A 25136-nucleotide genomic window follows, 5' to 3' on the forward strand; every position below is an offset into this window, starting at 1 on the left:
GAACCAATGAAATTGCACTGAGCTAATAGTGCGTGGGAAAAATGAATCTGAGTGAAACCGAGCGCGAAGAGCTGATGTCGATGCAGCGCAGCCGCACGATGGCCGTTGGCCAGGTGAGGCGTGCGCGGTTGATCTTGCTGCTCGACGAAGGAGCCTCGCGTGCGGCGATCATGGCGGAATTGCGTTGCGATTCGCGTTTCATTACAACGTGGCAAATGCGTTTCACCAGTGAGCGTTTGGCTGGGTTGTACGGCAGACATCCAGGCCGGGCACCGCGACCTGACCTGGCGGTTCTTGAAGCGAGAGTGGTCGACTACACACTGCGACGTAAGCCGGCCGACGGCTCGACACACTGGAGCAGCCGCAAACTGGCGGCACAGTTGGGCATGGCCTTCATGACGGTGCAGCGTATCTGGCGCAAGCACGACATTCGGCCACATCGCCTCGATACCCACATGGTGCCCAACGATCCCGACTTTGAGGCGAAGGTAGCCGACGTGATCGGGCTGTACCTCAATCCGCCGTTGCATGCGGTGGTGTTCTGCGTGGACGGGAAGACAGCCATCCAGGCGCTGGATCGCAAGGACCTGATGTTGCCGCTCTCGCCTGGACGCGCCGAGAGCCATGGCTTTAAATACAAACGCAACGGTACCCTGAGCCTGTTCGCCGCATTGAATGTTGCCACCGGTGAAGTGCTGGGCAAAACCGCGCCACGCCATACCAGTGCCCAGTTTGTTGCGTTCCTCACGGAGGTGGTATGGGCACAGCCGCGCGGAAAGGAGATTCACGTGATCTGCGACAACGTGAGCAGCCACAAAACCAACGCCGTTCAAACATTTCTGGTTGACCATCCGAAAGTGTCGATACATTACACCCCGACGTATTCGTCATGGCTGAATCAGGTCGAGAACTGGTTTGCACGCATCCAGCGCGACGACATTGCGCGTGGCGTAGTCACCAGCACCAAGGATCTCAACAAAAAGCTCATGCGTTATATCTGTCAATACAACAGGCAGGCGCGCCCATTGAAGTGGAAGTACTCCGATTTATCGCGGCGAATCCGGTGCAATTCATCCGGTTCAACGGACTAGGCCGACGCTTTGATCAAGCCGCTCTAACCGGAATGACCTGTCGTGGCCTTGAAAGTGACATGATTTGCTGGCATTGAGGTACAGGAACCGCAGTCGGCAGACGGGTACCCTGGATACCAGGGGCGGAACTTCAATCCGTGGCGCAGGATCGCGGACGCCGCGTGAATTCGTCAGGCGCTGGCGAGCCCGGTACGCTGCACGTCATTCTCGAAGTCGGCGTAGGTTGAGGCGATGCCCTCTCTGAGCGTAATCGTGGGCGCCCAACCCAGAGCGGCGAGCTTCGATACGTCGAGCAACTTTCGCGGCGTCCCATCGGGCTTCGACGAGTCGAATCTCAGCGATCCAGAAAAACCGACGACATCGCAGATCAGTCGTGCGAGGTCCGCAATCGCTATGTCCTTTCCATATCCGACATTAAACATGCCCTCGACCAGGTCGTTGCTCAGCAGGACGAGAACCGCGGCCGCCAGATCGTCTACATGAAGGAATTCCCGTCTCGGCAATCCGGAGCCCCATACCGGGAGCGATTCGAGTCCGTTCAGCTTTGCCTCGTGCGCCTTGCGGATGAGCGCGGCCAGCACATGGCTGCCTTGAAGATCATAGTTGTCGTTGGGGCCATAGAGATTCGTGGGCATCACCGATATGAAGCGCGTTCCGTATTGCTTGTTATACGCTTCACAAAGCTTGTGACCCGCGATCTTTGAGATGGCATAGGCTTCGTTGGTTTGTTCGAGAGCGCTCGTGAGCAGGTAATCCTCTTTTATGGGCTGAGGGCAAAGCTTTGGATAGATGCACGATGAGCCGAAGAAGACGAGCTTCTGCGTGTGACTCTTGAATGCTGCATGAATCACATTGGTTTCGATGACGAGGTTCTCGTAGAGAAACGAAGCCGGCTGAGTCGAATTGGCATGAATTCCGCCGACTTTGGCTGCGGCCAGGAGGACGACGTCTATATGCTCCCGAGCGAAAAAATCCATCACGGCGCGCTGATCCAGCAAGTCGAGCGACTGTCTCGAGGCCGTGATCACGTGATCATATCCGGAACTGGCAAGGCGCCGAAGGAGAGCCGAGCCGACCATTCCCTTATGTCCGGCGACATAGATGCGAGAGTTTCTGTTCATGTGAATGGCCAATAGTCGAGAGAGACACGTCGGTCGGAACGTGAGTTGCCCCGCCACTTGATTCAAAGGGCTACGACGTGCGGTTTCATCAGCTTAGCAACGCATATGGACCATTCAAGGTCATGGCGGACGGTGCCAATATATTGGCGCGGTCCGTGTACCTCTCCGCGGTCGCTGCCGAGGATATAAAGATGCGCGAGGTGACGCTGCAACGTAATACCCCGGTCAGCCAACTTCATTCCGTATTCGGCCATTTGACCGTGTGGCCGCCGAACCGATCCTAAGCTTCGGGGGGGACGCATGAAGGACCTCCGTGGGCCAATTTATGTCGTAAGCGGCCTTGCTCCCGGAAGGTTCGGTGTGTCGGGATACTACCGGCTTTCTTCGAGGAACAAAAATGGAAGCTCTATCGATAACGGGAAACGCAGAGGTCGTTCATGACTCGAATTTCGAAGTAGTCTCGTTCGAAGGTGAAACGCTCGCCATGATCATCCGGGATTCGTTCTCGAGAAGTGGTGTGAGTTTCTTTACTCCGAAGGAGTTTCCTCAGCAACTCGCGTACATGGAACATCCCGCCGGAAAAGTGATCGACGCGCATCTTCACTGCAAGTTGGTGCGGCAGATCGAATGGACGCAAGAGGTGCTCTTCGTCAAGCGTGGCCGTGTCCTGGTGAAGTTCTATACGCCCGATAAGGACTACCTGTCGAGCCGTGTACTGTACGCGGGCGATGTCATCTTGCTGGCGTCGGGCGGTCACGGCTTCGAGATGCTTGAGGACGCGTCTTTCTTCGAAGTCAAACAGGGTCCCTATATGGGGGAGCAGGAAAAATTGCGCTTCGCGTCCGCACACCTGAGCCGATGCAGTGAAGCGAGCAACGGCCCAGGCGTCGAGCTTGAAGTTAAGGACGGCGCGCGATGATTCCGGTCAACGAACCCCTGCTCGACGGAAAAGAGCGCGTCTATCTGAACGAATGCATTGAAAGCGGGTGGATTTCTTCGGACGGGGCGTTCGTCGAGCGTTTCGAACGTGCGATGGCGGGTTACGTCGGCCGCAGACACGCGATTGCCGTCGCGAACGGCAGCGCTGCGTTGGACGTGGCGGCGGTGGCTCTGCGGCTCGGTCCCGACGACGAAGTTATCATCCCCACGCACACGATCATATCGTGCGCATCGGCCATTGTTCGCACCGGTGCCCGCTTGAGACTGGTCGACTCAAGTCCGGATACGTGGAACATGGACGTGACGAAGATCGAAAGCGCTATCACGAGCCGGACACGGGCGATCATGGCCGTGCACACTTTCGGTCTGCCGGTGGACATGGCTCCGTTGCTGGATATCGCAAGGAAATACGGCCTCGTTGTGATCGAAGATGCTGCGCAGGCAATCGGACAAACCTATGCCGAAGCGAAGTGCGGCAGTTTCGGCGATATATCGTGCTTCAGCTTCTACGCCAACAAGCACATCACGACGGGGGAAGGGGGCATGATCGTCTGCGACGACGACGAGCTGGCTACGCGCGCGAGAAGTTTGCGAAACCTGTGTTTCAAGCCTGAGAGGCGATTCGTCCACGAAGAGCTTGGCTGGAATTATCGGATGAGCAACCTCCAGGCGGCTGTCGGGCTAGCGCAATTCGAGAAGCTAGATGCGCATGTCGCGCGAAAGCGCGAGTTGGGCCGCCGCTACGAAAGCCTATTGCGGGGAGTGCCGGGAATCGGGCTCGCGCCGGTGGCATTGCCATATGCCGAGAATATCTATTGGGTCTTCGGTATGGTATTGGACGACAGCTTGCCCTTTGATGCCGACGAGCTCCGGTCCATGCTGGCGGAGGCAGGTGTCAGCGCGCGGCCGTTCTTCTGGCCGATGCACGAACAGCCGGTTTTTCTCAAGCAAGGGATGTTCCAGGGAGAGAATTTCCCGATTGCCGAACGCATGAGTCGCAGGGGATTGTATCTGCCGAGTGGTCTCGCGCTTACCGAAGCACAGCAGGACTACACGGTGGGCGTGGTGCGCGACATGCTGGCCACCGCCTTTTCGCGAAGTTTCCGCAACAGCAGGTCAAGTTCAGCGCGGTGCTGACCGACTGCTCGCCGCAGCAAATATGGCCCGTCACGCAACGGAACAAACACTTGATCCGGGTGGCAGGTGGTGGCACGCGGCTTTCGGCGAGCCGCTTTGACGCGATGCGCTTAGCCAGCGCAGGACTGCCTGGCGGTTCAGCCTCGACTCATTGACGAGGCTGGCTATGATATGCCATTCGTTGTTCTTTCCGACGTTTTCTCGCTCGGGCTGTTTCCGAGCATCACCGTTTTCTCGCGACGAATGTCGCTGAGAGATCGGTAGCACCCAACTCGCCGCCCATGCACTTCAAACTGTCCAGGACCTCGAATCCGCTGAGGTCCAGCATCAGTTCGATCTCAGGCTTGAACATGTAGCGCATCACATGCGTCTCGAGGACGGTCTCGACCGACAGCGTTTTCAAATCCGTTAGCAGGACGGTGTAGTTGAACGCGACAGTATTGTCATGAGGACGCATCGTGGGCTCGGCGATTTGTATCACCGCGGTTTCTTCGCTGGAGGCGCGTTTGATGCGTACGTCCGGCGGAGCGGCGAGGACCGCGGGACCGTACCAGCAATCGAACACGAACAGTCCTGATGGCCGCAGGTGCGTCGCAGCGGTGTGACACATTGCCATGAAATCGGAGTTGGTCGTTTGATAGCTCGCAACATGGAAGAGCGAGACGACTGCGTCGTAGAGTTCATTCGTGCGGACGATCCGCGCGTCGCCTTGCTGAAACGTCAGTCGCTTCGCTACTGCGCCTGGCAGAGCGGTACACCTGGCAGCGGCTCGGGCAAGCATATCGGCGCTCATGTCAACGCCAGAAACACAAAATCCCGCGGCTGCGAATTCCGCCGCGTGGCGTCCGGTGCCGCAACCTAGATCCATCACGTGACCTCCAACTATTCCGTACCGCCCGAGCAATCCGGTGACAAACGACGCTTCCGCCTTGTAGTTCTTGTCATCATAGAAAAGATCATAGTATTGCGAATATCTCGTGCTGAAGCTCATGAAGCGACTCCATGTCTGGTCGTATGGCGGTGGCGAAGTCCACGCGTGACGCGAACGCACTCTTGTTCATTCGAAGGAAACCAAAGCCAAAGCTCAGGGTGCTCATGAGAAAGGGTATCTAGCGGGGATTTTCAGACTACATGCATGACCGTTTTCAGCAAGGTGTTGACGGGTCGTATCCTTGCTGAAGCATTCGCCGTCTGATCGGTCTATCGCTCAGCAAGTCCAGTGGGTCGGGAAACCCTGATGAGCGGCTTTATGGTTTTCAGTTTCAGCGCTGAAGAAATCAGACGATGTTTTTGGTCTTGTTGATTCTGGGAGCGACGTTCTCGGCCAGAAACATGCTTTTGGCGGACACCGCGGCAATGGTGGATCGAATATGGCAGTAAGCTCACGAGGTCATACGCTTTCCACAGCGTTCCAACGCAAGCCAGAGCAGCGATCCAGAACCGAAGCAAAATGGAGGTAACGGCATGTCCCACGCTACTAGCTTAGGCGATGCAGGAAATAACGGTATTTTCCACCGATTTAAAGAACGCGCAGTCAAGCTCATAGGAATTTTGTTGTACGACGGTTTTTCGCTGCTGGAAGCGGGCACCCTTGCCGAGGTGCTTCATATCGCCAACGAGATTCAGTCTCGCAGTCTGAGAAGAAACGCAACTTACAGCGTCCGTCTAGTCTCTGCCTGCGGTGGGATGATAGCCTGTTCGTCATCCGTTTGCGTTTGGACCGAGCGCCTGGGCGGCCAGCGGTTCCAAGGCTTCGACGCACTGTATATTGCGGGCGGACCCGGCGCAAAGCGTGCAGCCGCCGACGAGGTGCTCATTGGGTTATTGACCATAGCATGTTCGCAGACCGGCGTCGTCAACCCTCTCGGCAACGGCGACTTGCTGCTGGCGGCAGCGGGCATTTCTCGTCGCGATTGGACTTCTGTCGATCCGGGAATCTGGAGTCCGGAGACGTCTAACGTCGCGGCGTCGACCGAAGGCGGCGATGCGCTGATCAACTCGCTCGCGCTCGTGAAGCGGGACCTCGGATACGACATCGCGACAGCGGTTGCCGATCACTTCACCGTCTCCAAAGATCAGAATTTGACGACCATGCTGAGCACCATGGGAACGAACACGCAGGCGGAAAAGGCACAGGAATCCGCGCGCTGGCTCGAGCGAAATTGCGGACGCCCGGTTTCAATAGGCGACGCGGCTCGTACGGTGGCGATGAGCGAGCGGAACTTCCTGCGTCTGTTCAAGCGCGAGATGGGAGTGACACCTTCGGAATATCTTTTGCGAGCGCGCCTCGATCTCAGTTGTGAACTGTTGGTCAGAAGCGACTTGCCGATAGACAAGATCGCTCGCAGGGTTGGACTGACGAATGGCGAGCGGCTTTCGAAAGTGTTCAGGAGGCAATTCTCGATGTCGGCGACGGAATACCGCTGTCGAAAGAAAGGCGGCGCCACGGCCGATCCTGTGGAGAGGTCCGCTTAGGAGCTGGCCAGGGAAAGTTTCGCCGCGAGACGATTGATCGATTCAACTACCTGTTCACCGTTTGGAATCTGTCCCATCGCGACGACGTCGAGTTTCCCGAAGTCCGGATCAAGCACGAATTCGAGCGTCGCGAATTTCTGTACGGATCTGCCTTGAAGAAGGCCTGCGGCATCTTCGTCGATTCGCAGGCCGGCCGCGAGAAGGTTGTCAGGCGATATGGAGTAGACAGCGAACGCGTGCATTTGATGCCATTCTCGCCCGCCCGCGCGACAGTGCTTTCCGAGGAGGCGTACGTGGAGCACTTCGTCGATGTCAAGACGAAGTACAAAATTCCGCGCGATCTGAAATACGTCTACCATCCCGCGCAGTTCTGGTCGCACAAGAACCATGTGTTTCTGTTGAAGGGACTGCACGCGCTGGAGTCCCGCTATGGCATCCGTGTAGGTGCGGTCTTCACAGGAAGCGATTTTGGCAACATGAGATACGTGCGTTCGGTCGCCGCCGATCTCGGTCTGGGCGACCGTGTGTTCTTTCTCGGTTTCGTTCCGGACGGCGACGTGCCTTACTTGTATCGCGAGTCGATCGCGTTAGTGATGCCCACATATTTCGGCCCGACCAATCTGCCGCCACTCGAGGCGTTCAGTCTGGGCGTACCGGTCCTTTACCCGGACCTCGAGGCGCTGCGCGAGCAAGTCGGCGACGCGGGACTGCTGGTCGATCTGGCTCGGTCCGACAGCATGGCGGATGCGCTTTTCAGTCTGATCGACCAGCCTGCATTGCGCCAGTTGATGATCGAGCGCGGCACGCGGCGTCTTGCGAGCAACGATGACGCAGCCCGCTTGTCGACGCTAGAGCGGGTGCTCGAACGATATCGCACCCGTGCGGTGTGTTGGGGAGAGGAAGCCTGGATGAATTAGAGTACGGTGAGGTCACAGACGAGACAGGCGAGATCCGCGATTGCAGTGTCCCCGTCCCTATCCGATATTGAAGACGCCTTCGGCCCCCGTCGGCGTCGAGCAAGGCCAGTGCGGCCGACCCGGGGTCGTTGACGTGCAGGAACTCCCGGTTCGGAGAGTCGGAGCCCCAGACGGAAATCGACTGAACGCTTTGTGCGCCCAGGACGGCGAGATGATGGGCGACCGACGCACCGATGACACCAGCGCCAATCACGATGAAATCGTAGTGGCTCATGTGGACCTCTGTGTGGGCAATGAGGCGAATTCTAGGAAAACGTTGGCTGCACCAATTTTGTATTAGGCAAACTTATGCCGAGCCAATGCAATTACTCATCCTGCACACCAACCCTGTGAACCCCGGCACCATGCTGTCGTGCCGCACAGGATGACCGGCAAGTCACCCATGCGAGCGGAGCATTTCAAGAGACGAACCCTGACCCCGATCGATCTGCGCGCGCTACAGGCATTCGTCGCCGTGTGCGAAAGCGGCTCGATGACGTGCCGCGAAGCAGCTCGGCCTGAGCCAGAGCGCGGCCCGAATGTAACGGGGCGCGCGTTGGTGGAGTTGGCGGGGCCATTGATCGAGCATGCGCAGATGGTCAGAGCCCGCATCGGCGATGCCTCGCATACGGGCAAGATGCCGGTGCGGCTGGGTTGCGTCGATTCGTTCGCGGCGACTTTGCCACGATTTCACGATTCTTGCTCGTTCTTCCATAAACAGCAGATCAAGCTATAGCCTGGTTGGATACGAGGCGCTCCAGTGCCTCGTCAAACAACGGCCGAAAGTCAAGAAATTTGTCAAAGCAACTAAGTGCGCGCCTTCGGTAACCTTCGTAATCTCCTGCGATGCGAGAGAGCGCATCCAGTATCTCGGAGGGCTGACTGACAGCGATTCCGCATCCGCTGACATCCATCATCCGCTGTAGCGAAGGCAGATTTCGCACTACGACCGGGATCCCGTTTCGCAGGCAAAATGCCAACTTCCCAGATGCCGCTGCCATCTGGTGAAAGTTTGGCCCTATATCGTCCGCGTAATAAACCACCCCTGCCCATGCGGATGCGTAGATGCTATCGAGCTGGTCATAAGGAACTGGATCAAGTGACAAGATAGCCCGATTCTGGCTCGCGTTCGAAACTTCGCGGATGTACGGATCATCGATGGTACGGCGGCGCCGTTCATGAAATAGCAATCGATAGGGGTCTGGCCACGAAGCTGCGGCGCGAGCCAGTTCAATGGATTGCATTTCTCGAGAAATCATGCCTGCATGTAAGACGATCCTGATATTGGGTGGCAGTGAAAATCGGCGATGAAGAAAAGCAGTGTCGACACCGCCTGCACGACCCATAGGGGAATTAGGCACATATGCTATGCGCTGCTCAGTGAATCCGTTCTCGAGAGCTAGCGAACGCCCCCGCTCTTCGTCTTGAGCTATGACGAGGTCTGCTCCACGACTCAGCGAGATCTCGCGCTTCTTCGCCCAGCGTATGACTGGGTTTCGGATAGTGCTGAGTAGATATATTTCGAGTGACCAGTAAGCCAGGCGACGAACCTTTAATTTACGAGCCACCGCGTTTGCCGCTATCAAACCAAATAGGTCAACACCGAATGCGACGTCGTAGGCTCGTCCCCGCAGCTCGTCTACCGCTCCGAACGCGAAATCATGTACGCTAACCGCCAATGCTGCACAATTCAATGCGCTTCGTATCCACGTCGGGCACCATCGTTGGCTTTCTAGGCCCCGGTTCTTTTTCTGCAGAGCTATGATCGTCACACCCGCTGGGAACCCGGGCGCGTCCGGATAATCCGCACCAAGATCTCGCACGACTACGTCGACTCGATAGCCATTTTCAGCCAACCGACGGATCGCATTGATGATGCTCGGGGCCGCCCCGATGTACTCTTCCCAAAAACAGATCAGCGCTCGCGGGGCGGGCGGGTTCGGCATGGTGGTCTCCGCATTCGTTTGTCGCCTCGAATCGACTTTCCGTAGGGCGTCTTCTGCTATAGGCCGGGCTATGCAGAAAAATCGGCTTCGTTAGCGATATCTTGGTAGCGAAATCTTAATGTAACTTCAGGTTCAGCCGCCGGTACTGGCGGATAATGGCAAGTAGTTGGCCGACGACGCGGCGCGTTTGCAATAGCAATGTGAAACAGACGGCGCGATCAAATCTGAACTGCAACACCTTCCTCGTGTAAGGTGCGCACATGCAAAAAAGAAGAACGTATCAGCAGCTTCAGCCTGAAGAGCGCATGACCATTGCAAGCATGAAGCAGCAGGGTTCGAGTGTTCGGCCATGGCCCGAACTGTGAGCCGTCGTTGTCGTTCGGACATCACCGATATGTACCGCGTTCCGTGCTGTCGGTTATACCCCTCGCAAAGCTTGAGCCCGGCGACGTTCGCGATAGCGTAGGCTTCGTTGGTATGCTCGAAGCTGCTCGTGTGCAGGTACTCTTCCTTTATGGGCTGCGGGCAACACTTTGGATAAGTGCATGATGAACCAAAGAAGAGCAGATCGGGTGGTGATAGCCGTGACTGGCAATGCGCCGGAGAAGGCCGAACCAACCATACCCTTGTGTCCAGCGACATAGATCCGGGAAGTCTTTATTCATGTTGGTGCCCAATCGTCCATTGAGGCGCATTGATCCGAAGGTGATTTCAAGTGGAGCGTGGATCCTGAAAGGCCCGACGTGCGATTCTCAGGTTAGTGACGGGTGTAGACAGGTCTCAGCCTGTTGCGGCCGGTGCCAGGATCTTGTCGCGGCCCGCGCTTCCTCTCATCGATGACATCGGCGAAATGAATGCGTGTGAGACCACCTTGTACCGCGAAACTCGCTTCAGCCAACGTCATGGCATATTCGGTCAACCCGTCTAGTGACCCTGGAACTGCTCCTATGCTTGCAGACGCGTGAGGTCGTTCTCTCTTCAGCAAGCGGGGCCGCATGATGGTCAAGCTCTATACGGCCGATCGAAAATTCCTGACGAGCCGCGTGCTGTGCGCGGGTGATGTCATCTTGCTGGCGTCAGGTGGGCACGGGTTCGAGGTCATCGACGACGTATCTTTCATCGAAGTCAAGCAGGGCCCCTATGTGGGAGAGCAGGAGAAAGTGCGCTTCACGGCGAACCCATAACCGATGAATCGAATTGGCGATGCCGGGAAGTACGTGTTCGACGCAAGACCAGAGGGGTGGATGATGGAAGACGCGGTGAGTTCTGAAGACGCAATGGCAGCGGCGAAGGCAGAAGCGTCGCTCGGGCACTCCTGTCGGCGCATCGTCCCGGTCATTCTCGCAGGCGGATCGGGCACGCGCCTCTGGCCGATGTCGCGTGAGCAGTTTCCAAAGCAGTTGATCGATGTGGTCGGACGGGATTCATTGCTACAGGCTACCGTCACACGGATGGAGGGTTTCGTCGGCGGCTTCGACGTCGACACTCAGCCGATTATCGTGTGTGGGGAGGAACACCGGTTCCAGACAGAAGAGCAGGTGCGGGCGTGCGGCGTCTCCGCGAAGATTATCGTCGAGCCTGCGCGGCGCGATACGGCGCCGGCGCTCACGCTCGCGGCGCTCGCAGCCGTTAATCAGGATGACGACGCGATCATGGTGGTGATGCCGTCTGACCATTCCATCTCAGACATTCCGGCGCTGCATCGTGCGATCGCAATTGCCGCTGAATATGCCGAACGCTCCATGATCGTGACGCTCGGCGTTGCGCCCACACGGCCGGATACCGGCTTTGGCTACATCCGAATCGGCGACGCCCTCGAAAACGGCGCACATCTGATCGACCGCTTCGTCGAAAAGCCCACGACCGAACTCGCCGCGCAGTACGTCGCTGCAGGCACGTACTGGTGGAACAGCGGCATCTTCATCGTGCGAGCGGGCGTGTGGCTCGAAGCGCTAGCCAAGCTCAACGGCGACATGCATGCGGCCTGCACCGCGGCGTTCGTGGAAGGCAAGGCGGACGACAACTTCATTCGTCCTTGCCCGTTTCAGTTCGGCCGTGTGCCGGCGGATTCCATCGACTATGCGGTAATGGAGCACATCGGCGCGGCCGGCTCGCCTTGCAAAGGCGTGGTCGTGCCATTGGCGGCGGGATGGTCGGACCTCGGATCCTGGGATGCCGTGTGGGAAGCGATGGAGAAGGACGGGCTCGGCAACGTCGCGAGCGGGCGTGTCGTTTTCGAAGGCGCGACCTCGAGCTATGTGCGCGCCGAGGGCGGGCGGCTGGTTGCATGCGTTGGCACCTCCAACGTAGTCGTCGTCGACACGGACGACGCCGTGCTCGTCGCCGACCGCTCACACGCGCAGGACATCAAGACGCTGGTGGCGCGCTTTCGCGAGCAGCGCGCGCCTGAAGCCGAGACGCACCGGAAGGTGCGCCGTCCGTGGGGCTTCTACGATGCGATCGAGCGCGGCGAGCGGTTTCAGGTGAAGCGCATCGTGGTTGCGCCAGGCGCTCGCCTGTCATTGCAGATGCACCACCATCGCGCCGAGCACTGGGTCGTCGTGCGCGGCACCGCGCTCGTGACACGGGGCGAAGACCAGTTTCTTCTTTCAGAAAACCAATCGACCTTCATTCCGCTCGGCGTGCAGCATCGGTTGGAGAATCCGGGCAAAGTGCAGCTCGAAATCATCGAGGTTCAATCGGGCAGTTATCTCGGCGAGGACGATATTGTGCGCCTGGACGACTGCTACGGCCGAATTTGACCCTATCGCATTGCATAGTGCATCGGAACCCAATCCTATCGACTTGAGGATTGCCACATGATGGCAGCGTCTCACTGCTCATTGGAGATGATTCTGCTGTGTCTCGCCATTCGGACGGATCACGACGGGCGCGGTTGCCGGTATCGTGCGCGTGTCCGATGGCGCACAGGGCGTACAGCCGGTCAACAACGCTAGCGACCAGCTGTTTAACCCAGGCAAACCAGCTTATCAACGATGTCGCCAATAACGCTTATGCCGGCATCGCAGCGGCAATGGCTATGCCGAACATAATGCCGTCCGGTCCCTGGCGCACGGCGCTCGCGGGGCGCGTGATAAACGCGCAGCCAGAGGCGTGAGGTTTCGGCTTCAGCCCTGAATCAGCGAGAGCCCGAGCAAAGCGTCGACCTTTCTGACGACGCTCCCGGCGTTGGCCAGCGCCATTGAGGCCGATTTTACCGACGTGCCGTACCCGGTGGCCGTCCAGTTTCCCCTTGATGCCCAAGCGCACGCGACAGATTGCCCACCTCGCGCTTGAGCAACTCCGCGAACTGCGCGACGCGCTCGTCGGTCACGCGCACGCTCGGCCCGAAGATGCACACCGAACCTGCCACCTGGTTCGCGCCGTTGAAGAACGGTGCGGCTACCGCGACTGCGCCGGCGATCAGCTCGTGATGGCTGGTGCCGAAGCCTCGTGCGCGGACCGCGTCGAGATCGGCGGCTAGCGCCGCGACGTCCTGATCCGGGTCGGTCAGATAGCGCCGCAGATCGTCCTTCGACAGCGGCATCTGCGAAAGAATCGTGCGGCCGCTCGCGCCGAGCACGAGCTTCTCGCGATAGCCGACCCCGCGCCGGAAACTCAGCGGCTGCGGACTTTCCAGTTCGGCCACGCAGATCCGGTACGTCCCCTCCGGCACGAACAACGCGACCGTCTCCGATGTCGCTTCCCAAAGCTCACGCAGCATCGGCTGCGCGAGCTGCGCGATCGTATTGTTCGCCATCCACGCGTGCGCGAGTTGCGCGACCGAACTGCCGAGCCTGAAGCGTTGCGGCTCGCCCGACGAGGCGAGAAAGCCGTTCTGTTCGAGCGTATTCAGCAGGCGGTACAGCGTCGGTCGGCTCAGGTCCACGCGGGTCAGCAGCTCCGCGACGGTCAATTCTTTGTCCCCGGGTCGGTACGCCAGAAGAATTTCTAGCGCCCGTTCGACTGCCCGCACATTTTCGTGCGGCTTTTTTTCTTCCATTTGAAATTTCCTTTTTGCGGCGGTCCGCGTCGATTGCACATTGTAGTGAAAGTCCCTAGCCGCAAGAACTTGACGTCGATCAATCTGTCCGTACAATGAGACTACATTCTCACACAACGGACAACGGGATTCGGAGGAATGATGGACAAGAACATGTCGGAAACTCTGGTTCGCACTGGCCCAGGCACGGCGATGGGCAATCTGATGCGCCGCTACTGGGTGCCGGTGCTGCTCGCCAGCGAAATCGCAGAGCCTGATTGCCCGCCGGTGCGCGTGCAGATCCTCGGCGAAAAGCTGCTCGCTTTTCGCGATTCCGACGGCCAGCCGGCGCTGATCGACGAGTTCTGCTCGCACCGCGGCGTGTCGCTGTACTTCGGCCGCAATGAAGAGAACGGCATCCGCTGCTCGTATCACGGTCTGAAATTCGACCGCAACGGCAACTGCGTGGAAGTGCCGTCCGCGCCGCAGGCGTGCAAGCACATGGGCATCACCGCGTATCCGTGCATCGAACGCGCGGGCATCGTGTGGGCGTACATGGGGCCGAAGGACCGCCAGCCGGCGCCGCCGGATCTCGAGTGGTGCAATCTGCCGGAGAGCCACGTGTTCGTCTCGAAGCGGCTGCAGGAATCGAACTACCTGCAGGCGATGGAAGGCGGCATCGACACGAGTCACGTGTCGTATGTACACCGCTACGAAGTCGACGAGGACCCGATGCACCAGGGCACGAAGGCACTCGACTACATCAAGGCGGACGGCAACGTGATCTTCGAGATCGAGAAGCAGCCGTTCGGCCTCACGCTGTTCGGCCGCCGCAACGGCGAGCCGGATTCGTACTACTGGCGCGTCACGCAGTGGCTGTTCCCGTGGTACACGCTGATCCCGCCGTTCGGCGATCACTCGCTCGCGGGCCACGTATGGGTGCCGATCGACGATCACACCTGCTGGGCGTGGAGCATCAACTTCCGCCCGGACCGTCCGCTCGACGAGCAGGAACTGGCCGACCTGAACGCCGGCAAGGGCATTCATTGTGAGTACGAGGAGGGTGGCACGTTCCGGCCGAAAGCGAACAAGGACAACGACTACCTGATCGACCGCCAGGCTCAGAAGGAAAAGCGCGCGTACTCGGGCGTGTTCGGCTTTGCGATGCAGGACGCGTCGCTGCAGGAAAGCATGGGTCCGATCCAGGATCACAGCAAGGAAAAGCTGCTGCCGACCGATCGCGCGATCGTGATGGCGCGCCGCATGATGTACGAGGCGGCAACGGCGCTGGTGCCCGACACCGATCCGCCCGCGATCGACGCCGACCAGCAGCGCGTACGTGCTGCCGGCGTGCTGCTGCCGCGCGATCAGAAGCCGCAGGAATGGGCGGTGATCCATCTGCACGACGGCAAGGACCAGCCGATCTACTCGATCTGATGCACCGCGGAGCCGGACTTCGGTCCGGCTGCGCGTGTCGTCGTCTGGTCCGACTGGACCTTCTGCCCATTCCGCAAAAGGAGGCCGGCTGCGCGCCGGCATGCAATGCAGCAACGTAAAAGACTCGAGGACAAGGTCGCGCTGATCACCGGCGGCGGAGGCGGCATCGGTGCCGCGACCGCGCGCGTGTTCTGCGCGGAGGGCGCCGCGGTGGTGCTGGTCGATGCGAACCCGCAGGCGCTCACGCGCGTCGCCGACGAACTGAAGGCGGCTGATCCGTCCGCGCGTGTCGAGACGTTCGCGGCCGACGTGTCGCACGACGCCGATGCGGTGCGCGCGGCGCAACTCGCCGCCGATTCGTTCGGCCGGCTCGACGTGCTGGTGAACAACGCGGCGATGCGCAACTACAGCGCGCTCGCCGACGCGACGCCGGCCGAGTGGCAGGCGATGGTGTCGGTCAATCTGGTCGGCACATCCAACTATTGCAGGGCAGCGCTGCCGTTCCTGCGTCGCGCGGGCCGCGCGAGCATCGTCAACGTGTCGTCGTGCTACGCGGTGACCGGCCGCAAGGGCATGGGCCTGTACGACGCGACCAAGGCCGGCATGCTCGCGATGACCCGCACACTCGCGTTCGAGGAGACCGCGAACGGCGTGCGCGCGAACGCGGTGTGCCCGGGTTCGACGCTGACCGAATTCCACATGAACCGGGCCATTGCATCGGGCAAAAGCGTCGAAGTGCTGAGGACGCAACGCCAGGACACGTCGTTGATCGGCCGTTGGGCGTCGCCCGAAGAGATCGCATGGCCGATCCTGTGGTTCGCGAGCGACGAGGCTTCGTACATAACCGGCACGACGCTGATGGTCGACGGCGGCCTGTCGGCGATGTGAGCGGAGGAGGTGGCATGAACATGACCGATTCCACGCTGATGGTGCGTGTCGCCGCACGGCGCGACGAAGCCGACGGGATTGCGGGCTTCGAGTTCGTCGACATCGACGGCCGCGACCTGCCGCCGTTCGAGGCGGGCGCGCACATCGACGTCTACGTGCCCGGTGGGCCGGTGCGGCAGTACTCGCTGTGCAACGCGTCTCGCGAGCTTCACCGGTATCAGATCGCGGTGTTGCGCGCCGCCGATTCGCGCGGCGGATCGCAGCGCATGCACGACGCGGTGAACGAAGGCGACGCGATTCGCATCGGCGTGCCACGCAATCACTTTCCGCTCGCCCGGCATGACGCGAAGCCGCTATTGCTCGCGGGCGGCATTGGCGTGACGCCGATTCTCTGCATGGCGGAGCAGCTGGCGGCACTGGGCGCGGCGTTCGAAATGCATTACTGCGCGCGCTCGAAGAGCCGTGCGGCGTTCGTCGAGCGAATCGCCGCGTCGTCGTGGGCGGACAACGTGCAATACCACTTCGACGACGCGCACGGCATGCTCGATCTGAATGCACTGCTGACGGACGCCGGCGCGGACCGGCATCTATATGTGTGCGGTCCGCAGGGCTTCATGAACGCGGTGCTCGACACGGCCCGCTCGCTCGGCTGGAGTGACGATCGTCTGCATTACGAATACTTCGCGGCGGCGCAGCCGTCGGGTGATGGCGCGTCGTTCGACGTGCGGCTCGCGCGCTCGGACCGCGTCGTATCGATTGCGGCCGATTGCACGGTCACCCAGGCGCTCGCGGCGGCGGGCGTCGACGTGCCGGTGTCGTGCGAGCAGGGCATTTGCGGCACCTGCGTCACGCGGGTGCTCGAAGGCGAACCTGACCACCGCGACCTGTTCCTGTCGCCAGAAGAGCAGGCCCGCAACGATCAGTTCCTGCCGTGCTGTTCACGCGCGAAGTCGAGGGTGCTCGTGCTCGATCTGTAACCGTAATCGCCGGCCCGGCCGCCAGGCGCGGTCGGCGCCATCCATCAGAAAGAAAACGGGCGGCCGCTGGCACGCCCGGCATCGGAGGAGTCATGGAGAAGAATCTGGCGTCGTCGGAGGGTATGCCCGCGAGCGTCTGGACCGGGAACGATGCGAGGGCGGCGAGTAGCGCCGACACGAGCCCGTATCGCTGGGTCGCGCTGTTCATCGTCTGGGCCGCGTTTCTGCTCAGCTATGTGGTCCGCGTCGCGTGGAGTACGGTGGCCGCGCCGGTCGGCGCGTCGCTCGGCATTGGCGTGTCGATGCTCGGTGCGTTCGTGACCGCGTTTTACGCGGGCTATGTGATCGCGAACGTGGTTGGCGGCATGCTGACCGATCTGCTCGGCGGTCGCGCGATGCTCACACTTGCGCTGCTGCCGCTCGGCGTGCTCACGTTCACCTTCGGCTATACGCATTCGCTCGCATTCGGCATCGTGATTCAGGCCGCGATGGGTTTCGCGGCGGGCGCCGACTACTCGGCCGGCATGAAGATCATTCCCGCATGGTTCACGCGCGACCGTGGCCGCGCAATGGGCCTCTACACGACCGCGACGTCGCTCGCCGTCGTGATCGCGAATGCGGTCGTGCCGTCGTTCTCCGCGCGGCACGGCTGGTCGAACGCATTCCATATGCTCGGCATCGTCACGTTCGCGTGGGGCATCGTCACGTTGCTGCTGCTGAAGAACCGGCCTTCGAACGAAGCGAAGCCCGCGCGCAACAGCCTCCAGGAAATGCTCGGCCTGTTGCGCAACCGTAACCTGATCGCGCTGTCGATCGCGGGATGCGGCGGGTTGTGGGCGACCGTCGGCTTCGGTGCATGGGGCAACGCACTGATGACGCGCCAATACGGCATTGCGCCGATCGTCGCCGGATCGATCGTCGCCTCGTTCGGCATTGGCGCGGTGATCGCGAAGCCGACGCTCGGCTGGATCTCCGACCTGCCTGGTGTGTCGCGGCGGATGATGTCGATCGGCTGCCTGATCGCCTTCGCGATCGCGCTGCTGGTGTTCGGCTACTGCTCGACGGTGCATCAGTTCTATCTGGTCGCGCCGATTCTCGGTGCGTTCTCGTTCGGCTATCTGCCGGTGCTGATGGCTCAGGTCAGCGACGCATCGGGCAAGCGTCTCGCGGGCGCGAGCGCCGGCTGGACCAATGCTATCTGGCAGTCCGGCAGCGCGGTGTCGCCGATGGTGGTCGGCTCGCTGTATGGCGCGAGCCATTCGTTCATGCTCGCGCTCCTCACACTCGCGATCGGACCCGCTATCGCGGTCATCGCGATGTTCTTCGTCAACCCGCACATCGCACGCGAATGACCGATTCTCCGCTAGCCGACGCGGCCCCGCGCCGGCTACCGCGACGACAGAGGTCGGACGATAACTAATCCGCATCACAAAACAACTCACTTTCCAGCAGGAGACACATGGTGAAGCACAAGCCTCTCGCCAGGCCGTCGAAGGTCCTTTTTGCATGTGGTATTGGTATCGGCATCAGCGGCGCGGCGCATGCGCAGTCGTCGGTCACGCTCTATGGCATCGTCGACTCGGGGGTGACCTACGTGACTCACGCTGTCGCGCCGCAGGGATCGTCGGGCACGCAGGTCGCTCTCGGCACCGGCAACCGGCTGAATTCGCGTTGGGGTTTCACGGGCAAGGAAGATCTCGGCGGCGGACTGCGGGCGATTTTCACGCTCGAATCGGGCATGTCGATGAACACCGGAGCCCTGCAGCAAGGAGGGCGGCTGTTCGGCCGGCAGGCGTTCGTCGGACTCGAATCGGACCGCTACGGCGCGATGATGCTCGGCCGGCAGATGACGCCGATGTATCGCTACTTCCTCGCGCTCGACCCGCTCGGTTATTCGAGTTACGGCCTTTCCGCGCAGGACGCGCAGTTCGTCGGTCGCGCGGATAACGCGGTGTCGTATCTCGGCCATGTGGGACCATTCGAGCTGAATGCGCTCTACAGCCTCGGCTACGACGCAGTCACCTACAACGTGCCGGTGGCGGGCTCGTTCCGCGTCGGCAAGCAGTACGACATCGGCGGACGCTATGTGCAGGGGCCGCTGAATCTGACGTTCGTGTACGAGCAGCGGCAAGGCTCGGCCATCGCGTCATCGGGCGACAGCGAGCGCCGCTACGTGGCCGGCGGCTCGTATGCGATCGGCAAGGCGACGCTGTACGGCGGCTACGAATTGCTGCTGAACGACGTCCGGTCGACGCTCGCCGCATCGCCGCCGCAGTCGATGGCGTTCGCGGGCGTGCGCTACAGGGTGGCGCCGGCGCTGGACCTTGCAGCCGCGACTTACTACCACGCGTATCGCCAGGTCGACGCGCACGCATTGAGCACCGGTGTCAACGCGGACTACTGGCTGTCGAAGCGCACGGCGCTGTACACCGACATCACGTATGTGATCAACAGCTCGAAGGCCGCGCTGAGTGCGACGGGGTGGGCGACTTCGGTCGCGACGACGACCGTGAAGACCGGCGCGAACCAGCTCGCTGTTGCGGTCGGCGTGCTGCACAAGTTCTGACTTCACGCTGCAAAGAGGGCGACCGAGGCCGCGCTCTCAATCGCTCAGTGCGTCGCGATGATCGCGCCGGCCTTTCGCCGACGCGTAATACCGCTGCAAGGCGTCGGTCGAGCGCGCGCTCAACGCGCGGATCTGGGCGTGCCAGTCGGTTTCCACTGGCCACTCACCGGCGATCACGCGTGGATAGATCTGCCGCGCGTAGCGATGCAGTGCCTTCGCGCCGATGTTGCCGCTGACGCCAAGCAACGCATGCAAGCTCGCGTGCATCGCCTTGATATCGACGGCCGCGCTGTTGCCTGCGAGGCGCACGACGAGCGAGCGAATCTGTTCGATGCCGTTCAGGAACGATTCGTCAAGCAGATCGAGCGAGACCAGTTCCTTGAGGTGCGCTTCGTCGAGCAGGCTTTCTTCAGCGATGGTGGCGGCCGCGGGCGCGTTCGCAGTGGGGGGCAATGCCACCGGCGTCGCCGCAAAATCCGTTTGCGCGGCTCCGCCCGCGGTTTCCGTGATTCGTTGTGGAGCGTCCGCAACCAGCGCGCCGCGTGTGCCGAACTGCCGCGCGAGACATGCGTACAGCGAGCCGGCCTGCACCGGCTTGATCAACACCTCGTTGATCCCGGCGGCAACGCAGGCCTGCACCGCGTCGGCATCGGTGTGACTGGTCAGCGCAATGATAGGCAGCGTCGCGTAGGCATCGGTGCGCGCGCGAATCGACTTCGTCGTCTCGATGCCGTTCATGCCCGGCATGTTCACGTCCATCAGGATCGCGTCGATGAAGCCGTCTTCGTGCAGTTTGGTCAGCACCGCCTGACCGTGGTCGGCCTCGACGACGCTCGCGCCGCAGCGCTCCAGATACGCCTTCGCGACAAGCCGGCTGTAGGTGTCGTCGTCGGCGATCACAAAGGTTCTGCCGGCGAAGACATCGGGCAGTTCGCCCGGCTGACGATGCGCACCGTTGTCGAAGAGGGTCTGCAACGCGGTGAGCAGCTCCTGCACACTCGACGTCTTGCTGATGATCTCGTCCATGCCGGCGCGCCGCGCGCGCAGCCGCACCGCGATGCCCGGTTCGGCGGTATAGGCGGCGATCAGCACGTTGCGGTTCGGGCAGTCTCTGTCGGCGCGGAGGCGCTCGGTCGTCGTGTAGCCGTCCATCGCGGGCATGCTGATGTCCATCAACACGAGGTCGTAGAGCGGCGCGCGCCGCAACGTGGCGAGCGCAAGCTCGCCGCCCGACGCCTCGCTGACATAGGCGCCGGCCTTCGTCAGCACGCGGCGGGTGCGCGCGCGCAGCGTGTCGTCGTCGTCGACGACGAGCACGCGCTTGCCCTTGAACGCCGGCATCGCCCGTTCGAACAGGCGCCGCTCGTGCTCCTCGACCTCGTCGGCCGCTACCGGTGGAAAGCGCAGCGTGAACGCGGTGAACTTGCCGAGTCCCGATTCGCAGTCGATGCTGCCGCCGAACGCGCGCATCGCGCGCTGGCAGTACGCGAGCCCGAGCCCGGTGCCGCCCGAGTTGCCGGCCGTGCGAAACGGCTCGAACAGATGCTGCAGGATCTCCGGCGCGATGCCGGGGCCGGTGTCGCGTACGATCACCGAGTCGCGGTCGACGGTCAATGTGAGCGTCGCCTGCGGATACGCGACGATGTGATGCAGCGCGTTCTTGATCAGGTTGAACAACGTGAACAGATAGACCGTCTCGTCGACCTTGAACACGAAGTCGCGCCTGACGACGACGCTCACCTTCGCGCGTTCCTTGTCGTTGTCGAAGCCGTATTCGGCGAGCGCCTTGCGCGTGGTCGCGCCAGCATGGAGGTAGCTGAGACTATCCGGGCGGATCGATTTCGCGGCGACTTCGTCAAGCGTCATCGCGATGATGCGCAGGCCGCGCTCGATCGACAATTGCCCCTGCGCGAGGTGGTTGTACATCAGCGAGGCCGTGCCGTCGGTCAGCGTCGGCGCCGCGCCCGCTTCGGTCGCCGCGGGCAGCGCTTCCTCGACGCGGTCGAGCACGTGCCGCAACTGGCTCAGCGGATTGCGCATCTCGTGCGCGATTGAACCCGCGAGCGCCTGCAACGCGCGGTTCTTTTCGACGAAGATGCGTCCCTTGCTGATCGCATGACTGAACGCCATGCTGCACAGCACGACCACCGGCAGCAACGCGAGATTGGACTTGTCCTGCGCGCTCAGAACGACCGGCGTCGGCGCGCTCAATACGGCGGCGAGCCCGCCGGAAAACACGCCAATACCGATGCAGGTTATCAGCAGCAGGGGGTTGTCGATACACAGCGCCAGAATGAAGATCATCATGACCTCGGTCATCATCCACATCGTGGAGAAACCGTTTCTGACGGTCAGGAACGTGCAGACGAACGGCAGCACGTAAATCAGACAGCAATGCCAGTAGATCAGCAGCGCGGGGTTGTAGCGCCTCGGCCAGCGCGCCTGGAACAGCAGGGGAACGCAGACGGCCGCGGCGCTGAGCCGTAGCAGCAGGTTGTCGTAAGGCTGCGGAAGGATGTAGGTCCAGACGACGTAATAGATGGGGTGACACAGGAGGCCGAGTGCGCCTCCCCATCGAATTGCGAACCTGCTTCGTTCCAGCATATCCCGCATGCTTTCGCGCGGTATCGCCATCAGGCCTCCAAGTTCGTCAGGAACCCATCATTTCATGCGTATTGAATTGCTGTGATTCGACGCCTTCGGCGAGCGAATCGCCGTTCTTGCCGTGAAACGGTCCGACCGAAAAGCCATACTTCTTCAGGAGACCATGAGTATAAGAGACCGACCACACGGGCGGGCTGCCAATGATGAAATCGGAGGCGATACCTTCCTGCCATGCCGAATAGCCTTCGGCGAAGCAGGTATAGCAGTCGCGGGTGGATGGCAGCCTGAACGGGAACGCGGTGTCGAGTCCGGCGGGCCCGCGCGCGAAGCATTCAATATAGAGCGTATGACCGCGAGAAGCGAGTTCCGCTTCGACGCTTGCCGCGCGCGGATGCGAGTCGTCGATCCAGAATTGCGCGCGTTTGAGATCGGCCGCGCTCAGGTAAGGCACGCTCGTGCTGCTCGCGAGAATCGCGCCGTCGAAGTCCGGCAGCGGCGTGTCCGGACTGAACGTATGCACCGATACTTTCGATTTTCCGAGCAGGTCCGACGCGAGCAGCTCGTTCGCCTGATCGATCAGCAGGTTGATCTTGTCGGGCAGATCGATCAGCACCAGCTCCTTCGGCGCATCCTTGTAGAGCAGATACTTCGCGACCGTCGTGCCGAGCCGGCCGGCCGCGCCGAACAGCGCGAGCTTTGTGTTGCCGAGTTCGAGGTCGAGCTGTTCGCAGCAATGGATCGCCCAGTCCTTCAGCATCGCCGCGGTCGCCGCGTGGCCCGTCGTGATGTGAGGCGGCTTGACCGGCCGGGGCAGCGCGCCGTAGTTGCACGCGTAGGGCGTCGACGCGCCCATCGCGACCATGTTCAAGCCCGCCTTTCGGGCGAGCTCGAGCGCCGGAAAGAATTGCGTCTCGCGAAAGCGCTTGATGCCGCGCGGGCTGCCGAGCCACATTTCGAGCGGCACCGGGCAGGCGATATTCGCGCCGATCACCTGCGCGCCCGAATAGATCGGCGATGCGATGAAAGGCCTGGTTTTCCACAACTCCTCTTCGAACGATTCGCTTCGTTCGCGAACGTTGTGAAAAGAAAATGAAAGGGTTTCCCAATCGGTCGCGTGGAACAGAAAGCCGACTCCCCCCTGACGGGCCGGCAGGCTATCCCGGATCTGTTCCGGGTGAATTTCGTGCTTGAGCGCAAGCGGCGCACTATTCCGATGCAAAAGAAGTCCGGTTGGCTCGTTTGAAACAGGCGACACGTCTTTAAGGAGAGCGGTTTTCATTGGTTTTTCCGTGGTTTTGATTAGACGCTGGAAAAGTCAGCGCGCGGCGTGGCCAGCCGGTTGGACCGGCGACCCTTCAACTCTAGAGAAATCCACACCGATATGCCCGTCTGTTCGTGCACACAGCATTCACGAGCGGTCCATGACGGGTTGCCCGCCGGGTGGGGGTCGGCTTTGGGCAAACTTTTGAAAGGATTACGGCAGAAGTTTCGATGTATTACGGCGCGTCGTGGGCCGTCATCGAATGGAAAAGGGCCGCTCGGCGGCCCTTTGCTTGCATGCCAGGCGAATTCCGGATTAGCGTGTGATGCTATAGCCGATTCGCGCGATCCAGCGATGCTGGTTGTAGTCGAGAATGTCCTCGCCATAACCGCTGAAGAAGCCGAGCCACAGGTAACCGCCCCAGCGGCTACTGATCAGCTTCGCCAATGGATAGGTGAACTGCGTATCGACGCTGCCTTTGCCGCCTTGCGTTCCTTTGCGCAGCGTCGTGTCCAATTGCGCGCCGTCGGGGCTGCCGTAGATGAACCGCAGATCCACATAGCCGCGGTAGTCGGCGATGTCGTGGTTCTCGCCGGCGATGTGCGTATAGTAATAAATCTTCGGCTGGATGGTCAGATGGTAGCCGTTGATGTCGCCGAAATCCCAGATCGGCTTGACGAAGACATAGTCGATGCCGCGCGATTCCGGACCGTCGCGTCCATTCGATTCGTGTTCGTAGCCGGCCATCACGCCCATTCTGCTCCACCACGTGCTCTTCCAGCCGGTGTCTTCGAGGTAATAAAAGAGTGCCGGCATATAGCTGGTGTCGCGGAACGGCGCCGAGTACTTCTTGAGATCCCACAGCGAGGTTTGCGTATAGGCGAAGTACAGGTTGTCCGCGAAACCACGCGAGCGCGGGTCGTCCGGAACGACGAGGCGGAACTTGAAGCTGAGCTGGAATTTCGCGAGGGACTCGCTACCGCCGCCATCGGCGAAATACATCGGTTCGAAGGCGGAGAAGCGGCTCAGGAAAGTGTTGATTTGCGGCACGGGCGCATCCGGTCGTGATGGCGCGGGCGACGACGCGATCAGGCTCGTCGACGACGGTGCGCCGCTCGCGGTGCCCGCCTCCGTTGCTCCATTGGCGCTCCCGGCCGACGCGAGCGCCGCGTCCTTGCCGGAGCGCGGCGGACGCGTCAGCAGCACGTACGATGGCGACACGTCGAGATCCGGCACGTCGATCTGCATCGCGCCGCGCGCCCATTCGGGCCACGTGCCGGTATAGCGCACTGCCTTCAGTTCGCCGGCGGCGAGCTTCAGATGCTCGGGTGCGCCGCTTTCGCGCGTGAGCGCGAGCCGATGCGGTACCACGTCGGTATTGCTGATCGCGATATTCAATTGCGCCGGCACGTCGACTTCGGTGCCACCGGGTTGATCGCCGGCATAGACGATCGTCACTTCGAGTGGACTGCTCGATAGCGCTTCGCGCGGCGGACGCAATACGGAAACGCCGGCGACGCTATACGCGGAGTAACTGCCGAGCACCAGCGCAGTCATGCAAAGCGATAACCGGGGGAGAAGCCTGGAAAGCGAGCTGGAAACCGAGCCGGAAAGCGGACTTGAAGATAATCGGGAAACACGCGAGCGGTGGCTGCGAACGGCGGACTGGCGGTCTTTCTTCACGCGAGACATCGATCGATTCCGCACACGAAGCTCCTGGTGGTCTACGAGAGTTCAGGTCGCAAAGAGACGATAG

At 61.0% G+C, this 25136-nt stretch carries 20 protein-coding genes and 1 pseudogene; 13 read left to right on the forward strand and 8 right to left on the reverse strand.

What is annotated here, in order from left to right; genetic code table 11:
* Positions 1–41 precede the first annotated feature (41 nt).
* The gene (locus HDG33_RS27600; RefSeq protein ID WP_184036601.1) at positions 42–1091 is read left to right on the forward strand and encodes an IS630 family transposase; all 1050 of its coding nucleotides are present in this window, start codon (positions 42–44) and stop codon (positions 1089–1091) included.
* A 170-nt stretch (positions 1092–1261) separates the two neighbouring features.
* Here the strand turns inward: HDG33_RS27600 and HDG33_RS27605 are convergent, their stop codons facing one another.
* Positions 1262–2212: a GDP-L-fucose synthase gene (locus HDG33_RS27605; RefSeq protein ID WP_184036603.1), complete on the reverse strand. Its 951-nt coding sequence runs from the start codon at positions 2210–2212 to the stop codon at positions 1262–1264.
* A gap of 397 nt (positions 2213–2609) precedes the next feature.
* On the opposite strand from HDG33_RS27605, the gene HDG33_RS27610 reads away from it, so the two are divergent.
* Positions 2610–3131 carry a hypothetical protein gene (locus HDG33_RS27610; RefSeq protein WP_184036606.1) on the forward strand — a complete coding sequence of 174 codons (522 nt, stop codon included), beginning with the start codon at positions 2610–2612 and terminating at the stop codon, positions 3129–3131.
* Positions 3128–4288, forward strand: coding sequence for a DegT/DnrJ/EryC1/StrS aminotransferase family protein (locus HDG33_RS27615; RefSeq protein WP_184036609.1), 1161 nt, complete (start codon positions 3128–3130; stop codon positions 4286–4288). Before HDG33_RS27610 ends, HDG33_RS27615 begins: the two co-directional genes overlap by 4 nt.
* A 223-nt stretch (positions 4289–4511) precedes the next feature.
* Here the strand turns inward: HDG33_RS27615 and HDG33_RS27620 are convergent, their stop codons facing one another.
* Positions 4512–5279 (reverse strand): class I SAM-dependent methyltransferase, encoded by a 768-nt coding sequence (locus HDG33_RS27620; protein ID WP_184036612.1) that lies wholly within the window; start codon positions 5277–5279, stop codon positions 4512–4514.
* 473 nt (positions 5280–5752) lie between these two features.
* Between HDG33_RS27620 and HDG33_RS27625 the strand changes: the two genes are divergently transcribed.
* The 3 genes from HDG33_RS27625 to HDG33_RS27635 all read left to right on the forward strand — a co-directional run bounded on the left by HDG33_RS27625 (position 5753) and on the right by HDG33_RS27635 (position 8455).
* Positions 5753–6763, forward strand: coding sequence for a GlxA family transcriptional regulator (locus tag HDG33_RS27625; RefSeq protein ID WP_184036615.1), 1011 nt, complete (start codon positions 5753–5755; stop codon positions 6761–6763).
* Between the two features lie 152 nt (positions 6764–6915).
* On the forward strand, positions 6916–7680 hold the full coding sequence (locus HDG33_RS27630; protein WP_260330600.1) for a glycosyltransferase family 1 protein: 765 nt from the start codon (positions 6916–6918) through the stop codon (positions 7678–7680).
* Between the two features lie 424 nt (positions 7681–8104).
* Entirely contained in the window at positions 8105–8455 is a 351-nt protein-coding gene (locus HDG33_RS27635; protein WP_260330601.1) for a hypothetical protein, read from the forward strand.
* On the opposite strand, the gene HDG33_RS27640 is transcribed toward HDG33_RS27635, so the two are convergent.
* Together HDG33_RS27640 and HDG33_RS27645 are read right to left on the reverse strand one after the other, a co-directional pair.
* Positions 8445–9665, reverse strand: coding sequence for a glycosyltransferase (locus HDG33_RS27640; protein ID WP_184036617.1), 1221 nt, complete (start codon positions 9663–9665; stop codon positions 8445–8447). The genes HDG33_RS27635 and HDG33_RS27640 overlap by 11 nt on opposite strands.
* A 384-nt stretch (positions 9666–10049) precedes the next feature.
* A pseudogene (locus tag HDG33_RS27645) lies at positions 10050–10232 on the reverse strand (NAD-dependent epimerase/dehydratase family protein); the annotation flags it as partial.
* Positions 10233–10660: 428 nt separating this feature from the next.
* Between HDG33_RS27645 and HDG33_RS27650 the strand changes: the two are divergent.
* Positions 10661–10849 (forward strand): hypothetical protein, encoded by a 189-nt coding sequence (locus HDG33_RS27650; RefSeq protein ID WP_260330602.1) that lies wholly within the window; start codon positions 10661–10663, stop codon positions 10847–10849.
* 93 nt (positions 10850–10942) lie between these two features.
* The gene (locus HDG33_RS27655; protein ID WP_184036729.1) at positions 10943–12427 is read left to right on the forward strand and encodes a mannose-1-phosphate guanylyltransferase/mannose-6-phosphate isomerase; all 1485 of its coding nucleotides are present in this window, start codon (positions 10943–10945) and stop codon (positions 12425–12427) included.
* Positions 12428–12879: 452 nt separating this feature from the next.
* Here the strand turns inward: HDG33_RS27655 and HDG33_RS27660 are convergent, their stop codons facing one another.
* Positions 12880–13668, reverse strand: coding sequence for an IclR family transcriptional regulator (locus HDG33_RS27660; RefSeq protein WP_184036620.1), 789 nt, complete (start codon positions 13666–13668; stop codon positions 12880–12882).
* A 141-nt stretch (positions 13669–13809) separates the two neighbouring features.
* On the opposite strand from HDG33_RS27660, the gene HDG33_RS27665 reads away from it, so the two are divergent.
* The 5 genes from HDG33_RS27665 (at position 13810) to HDG33_RS27685 (ending at position 19515) form a co-directional block, all read left to right on the forward strand.
* Positions 13810–15084: an aromatic ring-hydroxylating dioxygenase subunit alpha gene (locus HDG33_RS27665; protein ID WP_090810100.1), complete on the forward strand. Its 1275-nt coding sequence runs from the start codon at positions 13810–13812 to the stop codon at positions 15082–15084.
* A 105-nt stretch (positions 15085–15189) separates the two neighbouring features.
* Positions 15190–15972 (forward strand): SDR family NAD(P)-dependent oxidoreductase, encoded by a 783-nt coding sequence (locus tag HDG33_RS27670; RefSeq protein ID WP_184036623.1) that lies wholly within the window; start codon positions 15190–15192, stop codon positions 15970–15972.
* Between the two features lie 14 nt (positions 15973–15986).
* Entirely contained in the window at positions 15987–16949 is a 963-nt protein-coding gene (locus tag HDG33_RS27675) for a PDR/VanB family oxidoreductase (RefSeq protein WP_184036626.1), read from the forward strand.
* Between the two features lie 92 nt (positions 16950–17041).
* Positions 17042–18301: a nitrate/nitrite transporter gene (locus HDG33_RS27680; protein WP_184036630.1), complete on the forward strand. Its 1260-nt coding sequence runs from the start codon at positions 17042–17044 to the stop codon at positions 18299–18301.
* A 107-nt stretch (positions 18302–18408) separates the two neighbouring features.
* Positions 18409–19515: a porin gene (locus HDG33_RS27685; RefSeq protein ID WP_184036632.1), complete on the forward strand. Its 1107-nt coding sequence runs from the start codon at positions 18409–18411 to the stop codon at positions 19513–19515.
* A 36-nt stretch (positions 19516–19551) separates the two neighbouring features.
* Here HDG33_RS27685 and HDG33_RS27690 read toward each other — a convergent pair whose 3' ends face one another.
* The 3 genes from HDG33_RS27690 to HDG33_RS27700 all read right to left on the reverse strand — a co-directional run bounded on the left by HDG33_RS27690 (position 19552) and on the right by HDG33_RS27700 (position 24937).
* Positions 19552–22149 carry a hybrid sensor histidine kinase/response regulator gene (locus tag HDG33_RS27690; protein WP_184036635.1) on the reverse strand — a complete coding sequence of 866 codons (2598 nt, stop codon included), beginning with the start codon at positions 22147–22149 and terminating at the stop codon, positions 19552–19554.
* A gap of 16 nt (positions 22150–22165) precedes the next feature.
* Entirely contained in the window at positions 22166–23398 is a 1233-nt protein-coding gene (locus HDG33_RS27695) for a hypothetical protein (RefSeq protein ID WP_184036638.1), read from the reverse strand.
* Between the two features lie 297 nt (positions 23399–23695).
* A complete protein-coding gene (locus tag HDG33_RS27700; RefSeq protein WP_184036641.1) occupies positions 23696–24937 on the reverse strand; it encodes a phospholipase A in 1242 nt (413 codons plus the stop codon).
* Between the last annotated feature and the right edge of the window lie 199 nt (positions 24938–25136).

The sequence above is a fragment of the Paraburkholderia sp. Cpub6 genome, assembly GCF_014201065.1.
GTDB lineage: Bacteria > Pseudomonadota > Gammaproteobacteria > Burkholderiales > Burkholderiaceae > Paraburkholderia > Paraburkholderia tuberum.